General features: G+C 63.1%; 17 protein-coding genes. 7 read left to right on the top strand and 10 right to left on the bottom strand.

Annotation, left to right across the window (positions count from 1 at the left end):
- The first annotated feature begins 105 nt into the window (after nt 1-105).
- Complete coding sequence (locus A3AI_RS0112130) at nt 106-1,701, top strand: glycosyltransferase family 39 protein (protein WP_024515828.1); 1,596 nt, start codon at nt 106-108, stop codon at nt 1,699-1,701.
- A gap of 49 nt (nt 1,702-1,750) precedes the next feature.
- Here A3AI_RS0112130 and A3AI_RS0112125 read toward each other — a convergent pair whose 3' ends face one another.
- The 5 genes from A3AI_RS0112125 to A3AI_RS0112105 form a co-directional block, all read right to left on the bottom strand.
- Nucleotides 1,751-2,083 (bottom strand): HPr family phosphocarrier protein, encoded by a 333-nt coding sequence (locus A3AI_RS0112125; protein WP_024515827.1) that lies wholly within the window; start codon nt 2,081-2,083, stop codon nt 1,751-1,753.
- The gene (locus A3AI_RS0112120; protein ID WP_024509305.1) at nt 2,080-2,481 is read right to left on the bottom strand and encodes a PTS sugar transporter subunit IIA; all 402 of its coding nucleotides are present in this window, start codon (nt 2,479-2,481) and stop codon (nt 2,080-2,082) included. Before A3AI_RS0112120 ends, A3AI_RS0112125 begins: the two co-directional genes overlap by 4 nt.
- Before the next feature lie 134 nt (nt 2,482-2,615).
- Complete coding sequence (locus tag A3AI_RS0112115) at nt 2,616-3,146, bottom strand: HPr kinase/phosphorylase (protein ID WP_024515826.1); 531 nt, start codon at nt 3,144-3,146, stop codon at nt 2,616-2,618.
- Nucleotides 3,143-4,939 carry a sensor histidine kinase gene (locus tag A3AI_RS0112110; protein ID WP_024515825.1) on the bottom strand — a complete coding sequence of 599 codons (1,797 nt, stop codon included), beginning with the start codon at nt 4,937-4,939 and terminating at the stop codon, nt 3,143-3,145. Before A3AI_RS0112110 ends, A3AI_RS0112115 begins: the two co-directional genes overlap by 4 nt.
- Nucleotides 4,940-5,024: 85 nt before the next feature.
- Nucleotides 5,025-5,726 (bottom strand): response regulator transcription factor, encoded by a 702-nt coding sequence (locus tag A3AI_RS0112105; protein WP_024515824.1) that lies wholly within the window; start codon nt 5,724-5,726, stop codon nt 5,025-5,027.
- A 205-nt stretch (nt 5,727-5,931) separates the two neighbouring features.
- On the opposite strand from A3AI_RS0112105, the gene A3AI_RS0112100 reads away from it, so the two are divergent.
- From A3AI_RS0112100 to A3AI_RS0112085, 3 genes are all read left to right on the top strand, one after another.
- Entirely contained in the window at nt 5,932-6,666 is a 735-nt protein-coding gene (locus A3AI_RS0112100; protein WP_024515823.1) for a HugZ family pyridoxamine 5'-phosphate oxidase, read from the top strand.
- A 651-nt stretch (nt 6,667-7,317) separates the two neighbouring features.
- Nucleotides 7,318-8,934, top strand: a complete 1,617-nt coding sequence (locus A3AI_RS0112090) for a phosphoenolpyruvate carboxykinase (RefSeq protein ID WP_024515821.1) — start codon at nt 7,318-7,320, stop codon at nt 8,932-8,934.
- Between the two features lie 219 nt (nt 8,935-9,153).
- A complete protein-coding gene (locus A3AI_RS0112085; RefSeq protein WP_024515820.1) occupies nt 9,154-9,516 on the top strand; it encodes a hypothetical protein in 363 nt (120 codons plus the stop codon).
- A gap of 23 nt (nt 9,517-9,539) precedes the next feature.
- Here the strand turns inward: A3AI_RS0112085 and A3AI_RS0112080 are convergent, their stop codons facing one another.
- Together A3AI_RS0112080 and A3AI_RS0112075 are read right to left on the bottom strand one after the other, a co-directional pair.
- A complete protein-coding gene (locus A3AI_RS0112080; RefSeq protein WP_024515819.1) occupies nt 9,540-10,361 on the bottom strand; it encodes an acyl-CoA thioesterase in 822 nt (273 codons plus the stop codon).
- A 183-nt stretch (nt 10,362-10,544) separates the two neighbouring features.
- Nucleotides 10,545-13,061, bottom strand: coding sequence for a glycogen/starch/alpha-glucan phosphorylase (locus A3AI_RS0112075; protein ID WP_024515818.1), 2,517 nt, complete (start codon nt 13,059-13,061; stop codon nt 10,545-10,547).
- Between the two features lie 201 nt (nt 13,062-13,262).
- Between A3AI_RS0112075 and A3AI_RS49915 the strand changes: the two genes are divergently transcribed.
- Together A3AI_RS49915 and A3AI_RS0112065 are read left to right on the top strand one after the other, a co-directional pair.
- Nucleotides 13,263-13,394, top strand: coding sequence for a hypothetical protein (locus A3AI_RS49915; RefSeq protein WP_283807226.1), 132 nt, complete (start codon nt 13,263-13,265; stop codon nt 13,392-13,394).
- 229 nt (nt 13,395-13,623) lie between these two features.
- Nucleotides 13,624-14,055, top strand: a complete 432-nt coding sequence (locus tag A3AI_RS0112065) for a hypothetical protein (RefSeq protein ID WP_024515817.1) — start codon at nt 13,624-13,626, stop codon at nt 14,053-14,055.
- Nucleotides 14,056-14,108: 53 nt separating this feature from the next.
- Here the strand turns inward: A3AI_RS0112065 and A3AI_RS0112060 are convergent, their stop codons facing one another.
- Together A3AI_RS0112060 and pyrE are read right to left on the bottom strand one after the other, a co-directional pair.
- Nucleotides 14,109-14,852: a DUF2865 domain-containing protein gene (locus A3AI_RS0112060; RefSeq protein ID WP_024515816.1), complete on the bottom strand. Its 744-nt coding sequence runs from the start codon at nt 14,850-14,852 to the stop codon at nt 14,109-14,111.
- Between the two features lie 205 nt (nt 14,853-15,057).
- Nucleotides 15,058-15,621 (bottom strand): orotate phosphoribosyltransferase, encoded by a 564-nt coding sequence (gene pyrE / locus A3AI_RS0112055; protein WP_024515815.1) that lies wholly within the window; start codon nt 15,619-15,621, stop codon nt 15,058-15,060.
- A 198-nt stretch (nt 15,622-15,819) separates the two neighbouring features.
- Here pyrE and A3AI_RS0112050 point away from each other — a divergent pair, with 198 nt between their 5' ends.
- Complete coding sequence (locus A3AI_RS0112050) at nt 15,820-16,446, top strand: glutathione S-transferase family protein (RefSeq protein ID WP_024515814.1); 627 nt, start codon at nt 15,820-15,822, stop codon at nt 16,444-16,446.
- Nucleotides 16,447-16,484: 38 nt separating this feature from the next.
- On the opposite strand, the gene A3AI_RS0112045 is transcribed toward A3AI_RS0112050, so the two are convergent.
- Complete coding sequence (locus tag A3AI_RS0112045; RefSeq protein WP_024515813.1) at nt 16,485-17,120, bottom strand: LysE family translocator; 636 nt, start codon at nt 17,118-17,120, stop codon at nt 16,485-16,487.
- Nucleotides 17,121-17,258: the final 138 nt, after the last annotated feature.

The following is a 17,258-nucleotide window of genomic DNA, read 5'->3' as shown; positions in this document are numbered from 1 at the left end:
GATAGCATTGGCCTCCTCAGGCGGCAACCTTATTGCTTGTTTCAACGGGGTTTTGTTCACGCCAAGCTGATTCCACTTGCGCCAAAAAAGCGCTACGCGTGAACCATGACGACTGCATCGATTTTGCCCACGGCCGCTCGCGCACGGCGCTGGCGTAATCTCCTGCGCCGCCCTGCGGCGCGGCTCCTGGCGTGGGTCCGGGATCCCGAGACCGGGCTCTGGCTCGTCATCACCTTTGCCCTTCTGCATGGTCTGATCTGGACCCAAACCATGATCAAGCTGAAGGCGGCCCAGGACGTCCATATGGACGTCGCCGAGGCCTTCGCCTGGGGCCAGAAGTTCCAGTGGGGCTATGGCAAGCATCCGCCGCTGTCGGGCTGGATCGCAGGCCTCTGGTTCAGGTTTTTTCCTGTCGCGGACTGGGCCACGTACCTGCTCGCAATGACGACGCTTGGGGTGGGGCTCGTGCTCTGCTACCTGATCGCGCTTCGCGTGGTCGACCGCCGCCGCGCCTTTTTCACGGTTGTCCTGCTCGCGCTGTACCCGATCTTCAATTTCAAGGGTTTCAAGTACAACCCCGACCTGCTGCAGCTTGTCACACTGCCGCTTTTGGTACTGGCCTATCTTGATGCCTTCAAGAAGCGCACCTGGCTTTCCGGCGTCTGGCTGGGGCTTGCCGGCGCGCTGGCTCTGATGACCAAATACTGGGTGCTGACCATGATCGGCGCCATCGGGCTTGCCGCGCTGATCCATCCCGAGCGGCTGAAATTCCTGCGCTCGCCGGCGCCGTGGGTGGGAATCGCAACCCTTGTGGTCGCGATGATCCCGCATTTCATCTGGCTCAAGAGTGTCGATTTCGTTCCGCTGACTTACGCCGACGACATCTATGGACATCCGACCCGGGCGCTGAGCGCCCGTCTTGTGCTCGGCTATGTCGAGCACAATCTCGGACTGTTGGCCGTGCCGGTGCTGCTCGGGCTGTTGGCGCTGGCCTTCCGGTCGCGTTTTCCTGCCGCGATCTGGTCGCGCGGGCCCAATCCGGCGGTCAATCGCGCGCAGGCGCTCAATGTCTGGATCATCCAGATCATCGTCGCGGTCGGACCGCCGCTCGGCGGCCTTGCGCTCGCGGTCTATATGAAGACCGATTGGGGAATCTCGCTGTTCTTCCTGGTGCCATTGGCGCTGGTCGCGATCCCTCAGCTGCGTGTGCCGGGGCTCGCGCTATTCCGGATCGTCGTGATCTGGCTCGTGCTCTCGATCGCCGCGCTGCTCGCCGCGCCAACCATCGCCGAGCGCGAAATGGCCGACAACCCGAATGGCGCAAACAGCTACGCGGCACGCTCGCAGCTGGCGCGCGAATTGACGCAGGCCTGGCGCATGCGCTTCGGCTCGCGCTGGGCGGTGGTCGCAGGCACCACCGAAATCGGCGAGCCCATGACCTTCTACAGCCCGGATCATCCCGCGCCCCTCACGCCTGGCGAAGTCTGGTCGTCCGGGCTGACCTCGCTGGAGGAGGCAAAGCGGCTCGGCTTCATCGGCATCTGCGATACCACCGACAACCGGCTGCCGGAATGCGAAGCCTGGATGAAGGTCAACGCGCCCAATGCCGAGCAGTTGGTGATGACGACGCAGCGTTTCTTCCAGGGCCACCCAGGCCCGTCGGTCGCGTGGAAGATTTATATTCAGCCGCCTGCAAAATAACGCCGTCGTCCTGGCGTTCGGGACGACGTGGGGATGGACTCAAGCTCCCTCACGTCCCTTCTTCGTTGAACTTGCTTTCGACGAGCTCGGTGATCGCGGCGATGGCGGCGTCGGCTTCGGGGCCCGTCGCTGACACCACGATGGTGGTGCCCGGCGCGGCTGCCAGCATCATCAACCCCATGATCGAGGTCCCGCCGACGGTCTCGCTGCCGCGCGTCACCCACACTTCGGCGTTGAAGCGCTCGACGGTCTGGACGAATTTTGCGGAGGCGCGTGCGTGCAGGCCGCGCTTGTTGACGATCAGAAGCTCTTTGGAAATGGCCCCCTCGGGCACCCGCGGCCCGGGAACGTGCTCCAGCGACGCTTCATCGTCGTCGCTCATTTGCCGGCGAGGACGCGGCTGGCGATAGTGACGTATTTGCGCCCCGCTTCCTGCGCCATTGCGATCGCGTCGGGGAGGGAGCGCTCTTCGCGCACCTTGGCAAGCTTCACCAGCATGGGAAGATTGATGCCTGCAAGCACTTCGACCTTCGGGCGGCTCATGCAGGAAATCGCGAGGTTCGACGGCGTGCCGCCGAACATGTCAGTCAGGATGGCAACACCATCACCGGAATCGACGCGGTTGACCGCTTCGATAATGTCGCTGCGACAGAGATCGGAATCATCTTCGGCGCCGATCGTGACCGCCTCGATTTGTTTTTGCGGACCCATCACATGCTCAAGCGCCGCCTTGAACTCGTCGGCGAGGCGCCCATGGGTCACCAGTACTAGGCCAATCATCGGAAACTCCTCGCGGGTGCCATTCTGGTGCACCGCACGAACGCGCCACTTTGACCATCCAGAGCCCTCGCGCAAGAGGGGATGTTTGCGGTTCTCCCGGAATCTGGCGGCTGGGGAGAGGGGGCCGCGACGGTCTATTCGGTCGCGAGTGTGGGATTGATATGGTTACCAATTCCCTTCACACAATGGCCCGAATGGTTAACGGAAGGTGAACTTGCAGTTGTCGTCAGCGCAGCGACAACCAGCGGGAGGGGGTCGTGCCCGGCTGCGACCGGGATTCGCGGTAGCGAAACACCAAAAAGTGCGATTTGCAGAGATTCCGGAGGCGGTAGCCGCTCGGCGTCGTTGGCCGCCAGATCGACCACCAGCCCTACTCGAGCCGCATTCACATAGTCGCAGCGGCGAATTCCGAGTCCAAAAATCTCGATCAGGCCGGCGAGCTCCGGTATCGTACGGGCCCACAATTCCTTGCCATCTGTGTCCAGCCGGACACGGTCGTCGGCCACCAGGACGGCCGGGGGAAGCTGTCCGGCGCGCCCCGCAAGGATCAGATCGAAGGCGAGGCGCGACTTGCCGGCGCCCGACGGGCCCCGGATCAGGACCGCGTGGCTGCCCACCTTGACGGCGGAGGCGTGCACACTCGGCGGCGTCGCCTGAGCGGTCATAGCGCCGGCAACCTGACAATGAATCGTGCGCCGACGACCGTTGGCTCGCCGTCCTCGTCTGCCGGACCTGAACGGTTCTCGGCCCAGATGCGGCCGCCATGCGCCTCGATGATCTGCTTGGAGATCGATAGCCCCAGGCCCGAGTTCTGGCCGAAGCCCTGGTGCGGACGGTCGGTATAGAAGCGCTCGAACACGCGCTCCAGCGCATCGGGGCGAATGCCGGGGCCGTCGTCATCGACCATGATCTCGATCTCGGAGCGTGGGCGGCGGCAGTTGATGCGCACCTTGTTGCCGGGCTCGGAGAACGACTGCGCATTCGACAACAGGTTGGTGATCACCTGGCCGAGCCGCGAATCATGGCCGAGCACCGCGTAGGTGTCGCTGAAGCTCTTTCCGTCGAAGCGCAACTCGACCCCGACGTCGTGGCCGAGCTTGGTTTCGTTGGCAACGGAGGTGAGCGTCGTCAGAAGCCGCCGGATGTCGACCGGAGCCATGTCCTGCCGCTGCAATTCGGCGTCCAGCCGGCTCGCATCGGAAATGTCCGAGATCAGGCGATCGAGCCGCCTGACGTCATGCTCGATGACACCGAGCAGACGGCCGCGGCTGCTCTCGTTGCGCGCCAAGGGCAGCGTTTCCACCGCGGAGCGCAGCGAGGTGAGCGGGTTCTTCAGCTCATGCGCGACGTCGGCGGCGAACATCTCGATCGCCTCCATGCGGTTATAGAGCGCATCCGTCATGTCGCGCAGCGCGCCGGAGAGATGGCCGATCTCGTCGCGGCGGCGGGTGAAGTCGGGAATTTCGACGCGGGTCTTGATGCGGCGACGGACACGCTCGGCACTGTCGGCGAGCCGCCGGACTGGCCCTGCGATGGTGCTGGCAAGCAGCAGTGACAGCAGCATCATGACCGCGGAGGCGACGCCGCCGACCTTCAGGATCGCCAAGCGTTCCGCTGTTACCATCTGGTCAATGTCGTCGCCCTGCGTCGACAGCATCAGGACGCCGTGGATGGTGCGCGAGCGCTGCACGGGAACCGCGACCGAGACGATCACCTCGCCGCGGGAATTGACCCGCACCATGCTGCGCTTCTGACCCTTGAGCGCGTCCGCGACCTCCTCATAGCTGCCGCCATTGTCATATTCGCGATAGAGCGGCAGGTCGCCGCGGTTGAGCCAGGTGCGCACCGCGGTCGTCGCGCGCTCGGCGAGGCCGGGTTGCGACGGCGGCGGCAGGTCGTAGCGGAGCACGTTTTCGAGGCTGCGGCTGTCGAGGATGATGCCGCCGTTGGGATCATAGATGCGCGCGCGCGTCTTGGTCGGCGAGATCAGCGTGCGCAGCACCGGCGCCACCCGCTCCGGATTGATCGGGAAATCGAGCGGCGAATATTCGTCCGGAGCCCCGATGCTCTCGCCGGGCTTGAGGTCGAGCAGCCGGTCGGGATCGATGGTGATGGTGTTGGTCTGCACAGTCGCGGAGGCCGCGATCGCGCCTGCGATGATCTCCCCCTGCACCAGCAGGCTTTGGGCGCGTGCGTCGATCAGGCCGGCGCGGAATTGCGACAAGTAGAGAATGCTCGCCACCAGTGCGAGCAGGCCGGCGATGTTGAGCGAGACGATGCGCCGGGTCAGGCTCGAGAAGGAGAGCGTGAACAGGAACTGTCCGGCCCGGCTCAGCCAGCCGAGCGGCCGACGCCAACCCATGACCGGTGGCGCATCCGCTTCCGCGGCTTCCATGACCACGGAGGACGGAACGCCCGGATCGTTCAGGCCTGACTCAGGCTGCGTTCGATCAAGCACTGCCGATTGTTTCTCGTCTTAGGTCCCCCGCCATCCTACCCCAGTCCGATGATGGCGTCGCGAAGGCACGTCAAACAAATGCAAATCAGGCTTCTTTGAAACGATAGCCGACGCCATAAAGCGTCTCGATCATCTCGAACTCGTTGTCGACTACCTTGAACTTCTTGCGCAGCCGCTTGATGTGGCTGTCGATGGTCCGGTCGTCGACATAAACCTGATCGTCATAGGCCGCATCCATCAGCGCATTGCGGCTCTTCACGACACCGGGGCGCGTAGCCAGGGCCTGCAGGATCAGAAATTCGGTCACCGTCAGCGTCACCGGCTCGTTCTTCCAGGTGCAGGTATGTCGCTCAGGGTCCATCCGCAGCAGGCCGCGATCGAGCGCCTTGGCATCCTGCTCCTTCGGAGCGGCGGTCGGATCCTTGGGCTGCGAGCGGCGCAGCACGGCTTTGACGCGCTCGACCAGAAGCCGCTGCGAGAACGGCTTGCGTATGAAATCGTCGGCGCCCATCTTGAGGCCGAACAATTCGTCGATCTCTTCATCCTTGGAGGTCAGGAAAATCACCGGCAGATCCGATTTCTGCCGAAGGCGACGCAGCGTCTCCATGCCATCCATGCGCGGCATCTTGATGTCGAGGATGGCGAGATCGGGTTGGGTTGTACGGAAACCGTCAAGCGCGGAAGCACCATCAGTATAAGTCATGATGCGGTAGCCTTCGGCTTCTAGCGCGATCGAGACGGAGGTGAGAATGTTGCGGTCATCGTCGACCAGAGCGATTGTGGGCATGGGCCTGCTTTCAGTTTCAGGTTGGCTGAACGGCGGGCGATCCAGGTGATGCGCCGCATAGATGGGTTTCGAACGTGGCCAGCGAGCAATGCAAGCTGGGCTGAAGTGTGACCGAGTTCCCGGGAGACGACTCGCGTCCCGACCCACCTGAAAGCCTTTAGCCGAAAAAAGGGCATCATTGCAATAACATGACGAGTTAAATTCGATGCGACCGACCGTTGATTTCGACCCATCCAAAGTTACCCGCTCGCTGCTCCGCCGCCGCCGCGAGGGAGCACTCGCGACCCTGATGGCCGGAACGGGCGATCCTTACTGCTCCCTGGTCAACCTGGCGAGCCACCCCGATGGTACGTCCATCCTGCTGATTTCCCGGCTTGCCCTGCATACCCGCAATATCCTGGCGGATTCGCGCGTTTCCCTCATGCTGGACGAGCGCGCCCCCGGCGATCCGCTGGAGGGCGCGCGGGTCATGTTGCAGGGCCGGGCGGAGCCGGTCGCCGGGGAACAGCTGGAACTGGTGCGCCGGCGCTATCTGGCGGCCCATCCGAGCGCGGCAGACTTTGTCGACTTCGCGGACTTTTCCTTCTTCCGGATCGTGCCCAGCGGTGCCCACCTGGTGGCCGGATTTGGCCGGATCCTCGACCTGAAGCCGGAACAGTTCCTGACCGACATCAGTGATGCGCAGGGTTTGACCGAGGCGGAGGCTGGCGCGGTCGCGCATATGAACACTGATCACCGTGACGCGCTCGGTCTCTATGCGACCAAATTGCTTGGCGCCGCAGGCGGCGACTGGCAGTGCACCTCGATCGACCCTGACGGCATCGATCTGCAGGCTGGGGAAGTGACGCTGCGGCTCGATTTTCCCGAGCGCGTCACGAGCCCCGGCGAATTGCGCAAGATGCTCGTGAGGCTTGCCGAACAGGCGCGCGCCGTGACTTGACGAACGATCGCAGCCGTAGGCGCGACCAAAGGCAGGGCTGGCCTTGTTGTGCGCGGACGGTGATGAAGCCTGTTTGTCGAGCGGGCATCTCGCTGTCGTTCGCGCTCGACGCGGGTCTTGTCCACAATACCGTGGCGCCGGCACAGGGCGAACAATCTCGCCCAGCTCTATGGCGAGGTGGCCCGCGATGCCGAGGCCGAGCCGATCTTTCAAGCGCGAGATCGCCGTCATGGAGAAGGCCGGCGGCTGGACAACGATTTCGATTTTCGGTCGCTTGAAGGCCGATCCGAAACTCGGGCGCGCGGAAAGTGCGAATCCTCGCCACGCAATGCCCATCCGGCGATCTGGAGGCGGATCGGGATGGGCGCGGCACGATAAATCGTTGTGCGCCGCAAAATCTGCTCATATCGCGGGCCGTCGCGGCCATTGTCGCCCATCCGTGCAGTAAATTCATGCCGCATCGTCGTAAGCACTCGAGGAGCGCCAGAGACCGCGCGGAATAAACCAATCAGGCGGGATCGGCTTGGCAAGCCCGGCGTTCATCAGTAATAGGTCGCCGGACCTAGGCCGGTGGGGCTATAGTGGTGCCACCGCAAAAAGCGGCGCGTCGAGCAAGACGCTGCGTAATTGCGGGATCGAGGAGGAGCCTTCGTGCAAGAAACAGGCGTGCGTAACGGTGCCTTCGGCGCCGACAAATTCGGTTTAAGAAATCTCAAGCAGGTGCACTGGAACCTCGGCGCGCCGCAGCTTTACCAATATTCATTGGCGGCCGGCGAAGCGATGCTGTCGGCCGATGGCGCGTTATGCGCCGATACCGGCGAGTTCACCGGGCGCAGCCCGAAGGACAAGTTCACGGTCCGCGATGCGACCACCGACAAGAAGATGTGGTGGGCCGGCAACCAGTCGATATCAGCTGAGCAGTTCGAGGCGCTCTACCAGGACTTCCTGAAGCATGCCGAAGGCAAGCGGCTGTTCGCGCAGGATCTCTACGGCGGCGCCGATCCGACCTACCGGATCAAGACCCGCGTCTTCACCGAGCTTGCCTGGCACTCGCTGTTCATCCGCACCCTGCTGATCCGCCCGCAAGCGATCGAGCTCTCGACCTTCGTACCCGAGCTTACCATCATCGACATGCCGAGCTTCAAGGCCGATCCGAAGCGCCATGGCGTGCGTTCGGAGAATGTCGTGGCCATCGATTTCGCCCGCAAGATCGTCCTGATCGGCGGGTCTTATTATGCCGGCGAGATGAAGAAGAGCGTGTTCACGACGCTCAACTATTATCTGCCAGAGCGCGGCGTGATGCCGATGCACTGCTCGGCCAATGTCGGCCCGAAGGGCGACAGCGCGATCTTCTTCGGCCTCTCCGGCACCGGCAAGACCACGTTGTCGGCCGATCCGAACCGCACGCTGATCGGCGACGATGAGCACGGCTGGGGTCCGGACGGCATCTTCAATTTCGAAGGCGGCTGCTACGCCAAGTGCATCAAGCTGTCGCAGGAAGCCGAGCCGCAGATTTACGCGGCTTCCAACCGCTTCGGCGCGGTGCTTGAAAACTGCGTGCTCGACGAGGATACCCGCGCCGTCGATTTCAACGACGGCTCCAAGACCGAGAACACCCGCTCGGCCTATCCGCTCGACTTCATCCCCAACGCCTCGCACACCGGGCGCGCGTCGCATCCGAAGAACGTGGTGATGCTGGCTGCCGACGCCTTCGGCGTGCTGCCGCCGATCGCGAAGCTGTCGCCGGCGCAGGCGATGTATCACTTCCTGTCGGGCTATACGGCCAAGGTCGCCGGCACCGAGCGCGGTCTCGGCAACGAGCCGCAGCCGGAGTTCTCCACCTGCTTCGGTTCGCCGTTCCTGCCGCTCGATCCCTCGGTCTACGGCAACATGCTGCGTGAGCTGATTGCCAATCACAATGTCGACTGCTGGCTGGTCAACACTGGATGGACCGGCGGTAAATTTGGCACCGGCAGCCGCATGCCGATCCAGGTCACGCGTGCGCTGTTGACCGCGGCGCTCGACGGCTCCTTGCGCAATGTCGAATTCCGCACCGACAAATATTTTGGCTTTGCAGTGCCGACCGCGCTGCCGGGCGTGCCGAGCGAGATCCTCAATCCGGTCAACACCTGGAAGGACAAGGACGAGTTCGACAAGACCGCGCGCGCCCTGGTCGGCATGTTCCAGAAGAACTTTGCCAAGTTCGAGGAGAAGGTCGACGCCGACGTGCGTGCGGCCGCGCCCGAGGTGAAGCTGGCCGCGGAGTAAGTGATATGGTCATTCCGGGGCGGCTCGATCGAGCCGACCCCGGAATCTCGAGCTTCGGGGTTTGCGTCTTCGACGCGCCCCGGAATGACGGCGGGAGAAGAAGGGCGGCCTTGGGCCGCCTTTTTCAATTCCGTTGAGCCCCAAAGCGGGACTTAACCCGCGATTAACCAGCATTGGCCTCTAGTGATAGCGACCTAATGTCGCGGAGCCGGGAAGCCCATGTCGGACATTTACAGCGTTCTCTCGAGCTCCTACGCATCGGCTCCGCTGGCCACACCGAACATCAAATACACGCCCGTCGATGCCAAGAGCTACGAGGGCACCTGGACCGGGACCTATTCCAACGGCCAGAAATTCGACTTCCAGATTTCAGAGGTCTCCGGCTTCCGCGCACGGGTCAAATATCAGAGCGGAGACACCACGCAGTATCAGCAGGTGCTGATCGGCAACTCGTCGTTCCGGATCGGCGATACCAAATTCATGCTGAGCGGGAGCGGCACGGCGGTGGTCGGCAACGTCGTGACCAATCCGGTGACGGGCGAAAGCAGCCTGGTACAGGGCAACGCGACCCAGAGCACTTGATTTTCCAGCGCTGCTGCCGGGCCTCAAGCCTTGAAATAAGTCATTTGCGTCGTGGTGGCGAGCAGGCGTCCAGAGGGCGACCATAGCTCGCCGTTTTGATCGCCATAGCTCTTGTGAAAGATTTTTGCATCGGCAACGCCGAGCACGTGCGTGATGTCTTCGCGCGAAAGATCCTCGGCGTCAGCGTGGAAATGGGTCGTCAGCGACACCGTTCCGATCGGAACGATCTCGCCTTTGACATGGAAGATGCGGGCGAAGAACGCGTCAGACATCGCGAGCAGCGAGAGCGCATCGATCTTGCGCGGCACGCGGTCGCCGATCCAGAGCTTTGAAAAGGCACTCCCTGGCTGCTGCAGCTCGACGCCCGCCGCCATGTCGACAAGACCCTCGACGAAACGGAAATCGTATTGCCTGGTCCAGCTGGCTGCGACATCGGGATAGCGCCTGATCTTCTCGAACGGCTGGGCCTCGGGCATCGTTACCTGCGCCTGTGACCACGACGGACGACGCTCGGCAAAGACGGCGGTCGCAAGCGTCGCGGGCTCGCGCCCTTCCTGCGACAGCTCCACGTACCAATGCTGGCTCGAGCGGTTGGCCTTCACCAGGCGCAGGTCGAGATCGAACGCGCCTTCGGCGATCGGCGCGCAGTAGTTGACGGTCACAGCAAGTGGATCACCCGCGACTTGCGGATGCTCCATCAGCGCACGCAGGATGGTCGCTGCCGTGAAGCCGCCGAATGGGCCGACAAAGGCCCAGTAATCCGGGCTGGTGCGTCCCTGCCAGCGGCTGTCGCCGGCTGTGATGCGCGTTGCGTCGTCGAAGAGGTGTTGGGATTTGGCGTGCATGAACTGATCGACGCTCCGTCATTCCGGATGGTGCATTAGCTAGCACCAGACCCGGAATCTCGTGACTCTCAGGTGCGCAATCGCGCACGATGCTCGCGCATCGCCCCGGTGACCGAGCCAATATCGCGATCCGCGCGCCAAATTCAATGACGTCCAGGGTAATGGATTTCCGTGCGGCAAAATTCACCGCGCGCCGCGCTGGGCACCGCTCTCCGCCATAGTCGACGGCGTCGGACGCACCGGCACATTCCAGATCTCCTCGGCATATTCGCGGATGGTGCGGTCGGAGGAGAACCACGCCATGCGCGCGACATTGAGGATGCTGGCGCGCGTCCATGCCGGCACTACCTGCCAGCGTGCGTCGATGCCCCGCTGCGCCTCGTAGTAGGAGTCGAAGTCGGCGCTGACCATGTAGTGGTCGAGATAGCGCAGCGCGTGCGCGATGGATTCGAAGCGGCCGGGCTCGCCGGGCGAGAACTCGCCGGCGCCGACCGAATTGATGGCACGCGCAAGCTGGGGCGACTTGCGGATCACGTCGCTCGCGTCCAGCCCCTGCTTGCGGCGGACCGTGACGTCCATCGCCTCCATGCCGAAGATCGCGATGTTCTCGGGGCCCACATGCTCGCGGATCTCGATATTGGCGCCATCCAGCGTGCCGATGGTCAGCGCGCCGTTCAGCGCCAGCTTCATGTTGCCGGTGCCGGAAGCTTCCATGCCCGCGGTCGAGATCTGCTCGGAGAGGTCGGCGGCCGGGATGATCACCTCGGCAAGGCTGACATTGTAGTCGGGCAGGAAGGCGACCTTGAGCCGGTCGGCGATCGTGGGGTCGTTGTTGACGACCTCGGCAACGTCGTTGATCAGCTTGATGATCAGCTTGGCATAGCGGTAGCTCGCTGCCGCCTTGCCGGCAAAGATCTTGACTCGCGGCACCCAGTCGCGTTTGGGATCGTCCTTCATCGCCTGATACAGCGCGACCGTCTCCAGGATGTTGAGCAATTGGCGCTTGTATTCATGGATGCGCTTGATCTGCACGTCGAACAGCGCGCCGGGATCGACCCTGACATTGAGCTTCTCACTGATCAGCCGCGCCAGTGCCAGCTTGTTGTGGTGCTTCACCTTGCGGAACTCGACCTGGAAGGCGTTGTCGCTGGCGCGCGCCTCCAGCAGTTCGAGCCGCGCGGGATCGTCGAGCACTGCCTCGCCGCAGGCCTCGCGCAAGAGATTGGTGAGCTTCGGATTGGCGAGCATCAGCCAGCGACGGAAGGTGATGCCGTTGGTCTTGTTGGTGATGCGGCCGGGATAGAGATGATTGAGGTCATGGAATACGGTCTCGCGCATCAATTCGGAATGCATCGCCGAGACGCCGTTGATGCGGTGCGAGCCGACAAAGGCGAGCTGCCCCATCCGCACCTTGCGTCCGCTCTTCTCGTCGATCAGCGAGACGGAAGCGCGGAAATCGATGTCGCCGGGACAGCGATGCTCGGCGAGCGCCAGATGCTGGCTGTTGATGCGGTAGATGATCTCGAGATGCCGCGGCAGCAGGCGTTCGAACAGTTCGACCGGCCAGGTCTCGAGCGCCTCCGGCAGCAGCGTGTGGTTGGTGTAGGACAGCGTGCTGACCGTGAGCTTCCAGGCTTCCTCCCAGCGGAAATTGTGCAGGTCCACCAGGATGCGCATCAGCTCGGTGACGGCGAGCGAGGGATGGGTATCGTTGAGCTGCACCGCGACCTTCATGGCAAGGCTGCGCAGCTGCCCATCAGAGGCGAGGTGGCGCCTCACCAGGTCCTGCAGCGAGGCCGACACGAAGAAATATTCCTGCCGCAGGCGCAGCTCGCGCCCGGCCGGACTCTCGTCATTCGGATAGAGGAATTTGCAGATCGCCTCGGCGCGGGACTGCTCGGCGCTGGCGCCGAGATAGTCGCCTTTGTTGAAGACATCGAGCTTGAGCGGATCGGGCGACCGCGCCGACCAGAGTCTCAGTGCGTTGACGTGCTGGCCGCGCCAGCCGACGATCGGAGTGTCGTAGGCCATGGCCTGCACGGTCTCGGCCGGATGCCAGACCGCGAGGTCGCGGCCCTTGTCATCGACATGCTCCACGCCACCGCCGAAATGGATGTGGTAGACCACTTCCGGCCGCTGCAATTCCCAGGGATTGCCGAGCGAAAGCCACTCGTCGGGATATTCCTGCTGCCAGCCATCCTTGATGATCTGGCGGAACAGGCCGTAGTCGTAGCGGATGCCATAGCCGATTGCCGGGATTTGCAGCGTGGCCATGCTCTCCATGAAGCAGGCGGCGAGTCGCCCGAGGCCGCCATTGCCGAGCGCCGCATCCGGCTCGCATTTGCGTAGCTCGTCCAGGCCGACGCCGAGATCGCCAAGCGCCGTCTCGAACACCTGCAACAGACCCATGTTGTTGAGCGCATCGGAGAACAGCCGGCCAATCAGGAATTCCAGCGAGAGGTAATAGACCCGCTTGCTTCCGGAATCGTAGCTCTGCTTTTCCGCCGTCAGCCAGCGGTGCACGATGCGGTCGCGCAGCGCCAGCGCTGCAGCCATATACCAGTCGTGCCTGGTCGCCATGCCGGCGTCCTTGCCGATGGCGAGCCGCAGCTTGGCGAGAATTGTGCTCTTGATCTCGGACAGCGCGAGTTCGTCGACCGGCTCGCCGGGCACGGGATAATGGAGCGTTTGGTCTGCCAACTTGAAATCCTGACAGTGAGACTCACTGAAATCATAAGCACGTTGCGCCTGGCCCGAAACCCGGAACGGCACGGTTTGTGCGACGCATGCATCAAATTTATGCAAGGACCGGGCCGATTCAGCCTGTCATGGTTTCCGGTCGCCTCACGCCTATACTGAGGTATAGTGAGCTGGCTTCGGCCTCTCGGGAGGACCGCATCCATGCGACTGACCATCGAGATCATCGCAGCACTGCTGCTCCTCGTCTGCGTCTCCGGATCGAGCGCTGCCTTCGCCACCAGCAAGATCGGCGGTAGCGCCGATGGCCGAAGCTGCGCTTTCAGCCTGCCGTAGAATGCCTCCCCCGCCGCCCGTTGCGCCGCCATCCACGGGCAATGCGGCGGGAAATTCTATGCCAATTCGTGCGGCGACCGGATGCTGGCGGATATGCGACGGCCTTCGCCGGGGCGGCGAATATTTTTAGAACAAATTAAGAACAATTTAGCAAGTATTTGATATAGCATAGCGATTCGGCGCGTTGCCGATACAACATCTATGGTCTGTCCGTTCTCGTGAGAACTACATGTCCACTATCGCTTTTGATCAATTCGCGCTCACCCGGATTGCCGATTTTGCGCGCAGCCTGTCGCGGCTGCATCTGGCGTCACGTCGGCGATTTGTCGACGACGACGAGATCGACCGCGAGTTCAACGCGGTCTGCGCCTCGATCTGGGGCTACACCATCGATGACGTCAGCGACGAGCTGTTTTCGCCCGAAGACCACGTCTTCCTCGATACGCTGGACGAAGCCCAGGCGCGCATCTTTGCCGCCCAAGCGGGCTACGATCTCGTCGACGACACCGGCATGCTCACGGACTGGTGGGGCTATTGCTGGATGATCCTGGCCGAGAAACGCGGTCTGCTCACGCCGGAGAACCGCGCCGCCGCGCGCGCCGCGATCGAAGAGAAATATCTGGCGGCGCCGAATGTGATCGGCGTGATCGTGGGGCGGTGATCTGCACCGTCATTTCCGCGTTCGCGCTTGAGCGCGTTGCGGAATGACATCCATCAATCCGCTTCCGCGCGCTTGTCGCGTCCCGGCGATTGTTTCGGCGCAACGTTCACCGGCGGCAGCGGTGCGCGGGACACGTCGGAGGCGGCGGTTTCATTCGCCATCATGTCGGCCCGGACGGGCGCGACCTTCATCTCGTTCAGGCGGGCGCGCACTTCCGCCGTCAGACCCGGATAGGACGCGACAGGCGTGAAATCCGGGGTCTGGTCGTTGCCGACGCGGATGCCGGAATAGGCGACGAGTCCATCGGTTGTGGCGATCACATCGCCCGCGCGCAGCGAGCCGTCGAGCGCGAGATCGACCGGCGCGAGCCCCGCCGGATCGCGACCGTTGCAGGTGCAGTCCGCGCGCAGTGCCTTGCGATAGGCATAGGCGTTCTCGCTATCGGCGTAGCGCTCGCCGCTGGCGGCATAGGCATCGTCGATGCTGGAGCCGAAGAAAACCTTGGTCGCACTCGCGGGACAGAACGCCTGGCACATCTGCACCGGCGAAGCGGCGCCGCGCAGCGGAAAATACTTTCCGTCGCAGCTGCGCACGCAGAACGCAGGTCCCGAGCTTGCGACAGCCGGGTGCGGCGGCACCGATTGCGGATTGTCCGGATCGGCGAAGAACGGAGCCTGCGGCGAGGTCTGGCGTTGCTGCTTCTGGATGCCGCCGAAGAAGAAGTCGAACAGGCCTTCGGCAGAACTCGCCTCAGGCAGAAGCGCTACGGCGCCGATGATGGCGGCAGCAACAAGCATGCGGCTCAGCTTGCGCTGAAAGGACAACTTGGTACGCAACGCTTACTCCACCCGACGCAACGAACCTCATTTGCAAGCGCAAGGCGCTGCAAAGTTCTGATTCACCATAATCGCGGATGGTAAACGAGCTCTAACCGGGCGAGGCTGAGGCAAGGGAAATGCGCTCTCTCCCAGTTCGCCCCGCTTGTGGAGAGAGGGAGAGCTCTCAGTCCTTCAAAAATTCCGAGGCCTTGTAGATCGAGCGGAACGGCAGACCGGTCTGCGCGAACGTGTCGGTGGCGCCTTCCTCGCGGTCGACCATGCTCAGGACCAGCACGACATTGGCGCCAACCTCGCGCAGCGCCTCGACGGCCTTCATCGCCGAGCCGCCGGTGGTGGTGACGTCCTCGACCACGACGACCCGCTTGCCCTCGAGATTTTCGCCCTTGGCGAGCCCCTCGATCGCCAGCCGCGCGCCGTGCTCCTTGGGCTTCTTGCGCACGAAGAAGGCCGCGATCGGATGTCCCTTGAGCCAGGACAGCTGCGCGATGGCGCCAGCCAGCGGAACCGCGCCCATCTCCAGGCCGCCGATATAGTCGAGCTGGTCGTCTCGCAACGCCTCGTAGGTGACTTCCGCGAGCAGCGCGGCGCCTTCGGGGTCGAGCATGGTCGGCTTGAGGTTGAAATAGAAGTCGCTCTTGCGACCGGAGGCCAGCGTGATCTCGCCGCGGCCGAACGAGCGCCTGCGAATGATGTCGTGAAGACGGGCACGGGAGGCGGATTTGGACACGGTTTTTCTCGCTTTTTCGGCAGCGTGGCAATCTATCGGCGGTCCGCGGCACATTCCAGAGCCGATAGCCGCCGTCAATAGCGGGAATGGCTATCATCTCATTCCTCCCGACGAGAGGAGCAGAGGTCATAGGCAGCTTTGCTCAGGGGTAGCGGCAATGCTAGAGACGCGCGTCTGAACAAGAGCTGAAAGGCCGACATGACCATCGAATTTCACACCTGGAACACGCCGAACGGCCGCAAGATTTCCGTGGCGTTGGAGGAAATGGGGCTGTCCTATAAGGTGGTACCGGTGAATATCACCAAGGGCGAGCAGATGTCGCCCTCCTTCCTCGCCATCAGCCCGAACAACAAGATCCCGGCCATTATCGACCCCGACGGTCCCGAGGGGAAGCCCGTCAGCATCTTCGAATCCGGCGCCATCCTGCTCTATCTTGGCGAGAAGACCGGAAAGTTCCTGCCGAACCCGCTTTCCAAGCGCATCCCGGTCTATGAATGGCTGATGTGGCAGATGGGCGGTTTCGGGCCGATGCCGGGCCAGGTGCATCATTTCATCGCGCTGGAGAACGAGCAGGACCGCGCCTATGGCCTGAAGCGTTTCATGGCCGAGACGCGGCGGCTCTATGGCGTGCTCGACCGGCGGCTTTCCGGTCGCGACTATGTCGCGGGCGAGCTGTCGGTCGCCGATTTCGCCATTCTCGGCTGGGTCTGGCGCCATCCGCGCCACAAGGTGGAGCTTTCGGACTTTCCCAATGTCGAGCGCTGGTACAACACGCTGATGTCCCGACCCGGCGTCAAACGCGGCATGGAAGCGAAGCTGGATTGAAGACTTTCGATATGATGGCCGGACCGCCCATGACGGCGCTACGCCCGCCTCGCTTCGAACGCCATCCGCATCGCCAGCCCCGCGAGCACCGTGCCCATCAGATAGCGCTGCGCTTGCATCCATGTCGGGCGCGTCGACAGGAACAACGCGATCGCGCCGGCTGACAGCGCAATCGCCGCGTTGCAGCTGACGCTGATGGCGATCTGGATTGCGCCGAGCACCAGCGATTGCACCAGCACGCTGCCGGAGGCCGGATCGATGAACTGCGGCAGCAGCGCCAGATACAGCATCGCGATCTTGGGATTGAGCAAGTTGGTGACAAAGCCCATCGCGAACAGTTTGCGCGGGCTGTCCGCCGCCAGCTTTTTCACTTCGAACGGCGAGCGCCCGTTGGGCTTGATCGCCTGCCAGGCCATCCAGAGCAGATAGGCGCAGCCCGCAAAGCGCAGCGCGTCATAGGCATAAGGCACGGCGAGCAGCAGTGCGGTGATGCCGAAGGCCGCGCACAGCATGTAGAACACGAAGCCGAGCGCAACGCCGCCCAGGGACACGATGCCGGCCGCCGATCCCTGCGTGATCGAGCGCGAGATCAGGTAGATCATGTTCGGTCCCGGCGTCAGCGCAAGACCAAGGGAGACCAGGGCAAAGCCGATCAGTGCGGAGATGTGGGGCATAGCGAACTCGTGCGGGAGGGCGAGCCGTTCTAGCGTCGGGCGGTCAGCGATGCCATCGCGCAATTGCTCCGAAATTCGGAGCAATCCGTGACGATCACGGCTGGTGCTCGCCGTCCTTTACGGCGAGGGGGTGGGGTG

It is taken from the genome of Bradyrhizobium sp. Tv2a-2 (assembly GCF_000472425.1).
Taxonomy (GTDB): domain Bacteria; phylum Pseudomonadota; class Alphaproteobacteria; order Rhizobiales; family Xanthobacteraceae; genus Bradyrhizobium.
Note: the sequence above shows the minus strand (reverse complement) of the source record. Positions and strands in the feature narration are given on the sequence as shown.

Excerpts from the sequence above, each read along its gene's own strand:
- A3AI_RS0112130 (WP_024515828.1), top strand. The coding sequence starts at position 106 with ATGACGACTGCATCGATTTTGCCCACGGCCGCTCGCGCACGGCGCTGG.
- A3AI_RS0112125 (WP_024515827.1), bottom strand. The coding sequence starts at position 2,083 with ATGAGCGACGACGATGAAGCGTCGCTGGAGCACGTTCCCGGGCCGCGG.
- A3AI_RS0112120 (WP_024509305.1), bottom strand. The coding sequence starts at position 2,481 with ATGATTGGCCTAGTACTGGTGACCCATGGGCGCCTCGCCGACGAGTTC.
- A3AI_RS0112115 (WP_024515826.1), bottom strand. The coding sequence starts at position 3,146 with ATGACCGCTCAGGCGACGCCGCCGAGTGTGCACGCCTCCGCCGTCAAG.
- A3AI_RS0112105 (WP_024515824.1), bottom strand. The coding sequence starts at position 5,726 with ATGCCCACAATCGCTCTGGTCGACGATGACCGCAACATTCTCACCTCC.
- A3AI_RS0112100 (WP_024515823.1), top strand. The coding sequence starts at position 5,932 with ATGCGACCGACCGTTGATTTCGACCCATCCAAAGTTACCCGCTCGCTG.
- A3AI_RS0112085 (WP_024515820.1), top strand. The coding sequence starts at position 9,154 with ATGTCGGACATTTACAGCGTTCTCTCGAGCTCCTACGCATCGGCTCCG.
- A3AI_RS0112080 (WP_024515819.1), bottom strand. The coding sequence starts at position 10,361 with ATGCACGCCAAATCCCAACACCTCTTCGACGACGCAACGCGCATCACA.
- A3AI_RS49915 (WP_283807226.1), top strand. The coding sequence starts at position 13,263 with ATGCGACTGACCATCGAGATCATCGCAGCACTGCTGCTCCTCGTCTGC.
- A3AI_RS0112065 (WP_024515817.1), top strand. The coding sequence starts at position 13,624 with ATGTCCACTATCGCTTTTGATCAATTCGCGCTCACCCGGATTGCCGAT.
- A3AI_RS0112060 (WP_024515816.1), bottom strand. The coding sequence starts at position 14,852 with ATGCTTGTTGCTGCCGCCATCATCGGCGCCGTAGCGCTTCTGCCTGAG.
- A3AI_RS0112050 (WP_024515814.1), top strand. The coding sequence starts at position 15,820 with ATGACCATCGAATTTCACACCTGGAACACGCCGAACGGCCGCAAGATT.
- A3AI_RS0112045 (WP_024515813.1), bottom strand. The coding sequence starts at position 17,120 with ATGCCCCACATCTCCGCACTGATCGGCTTTGCCCTGGTCTCCCTTGGT.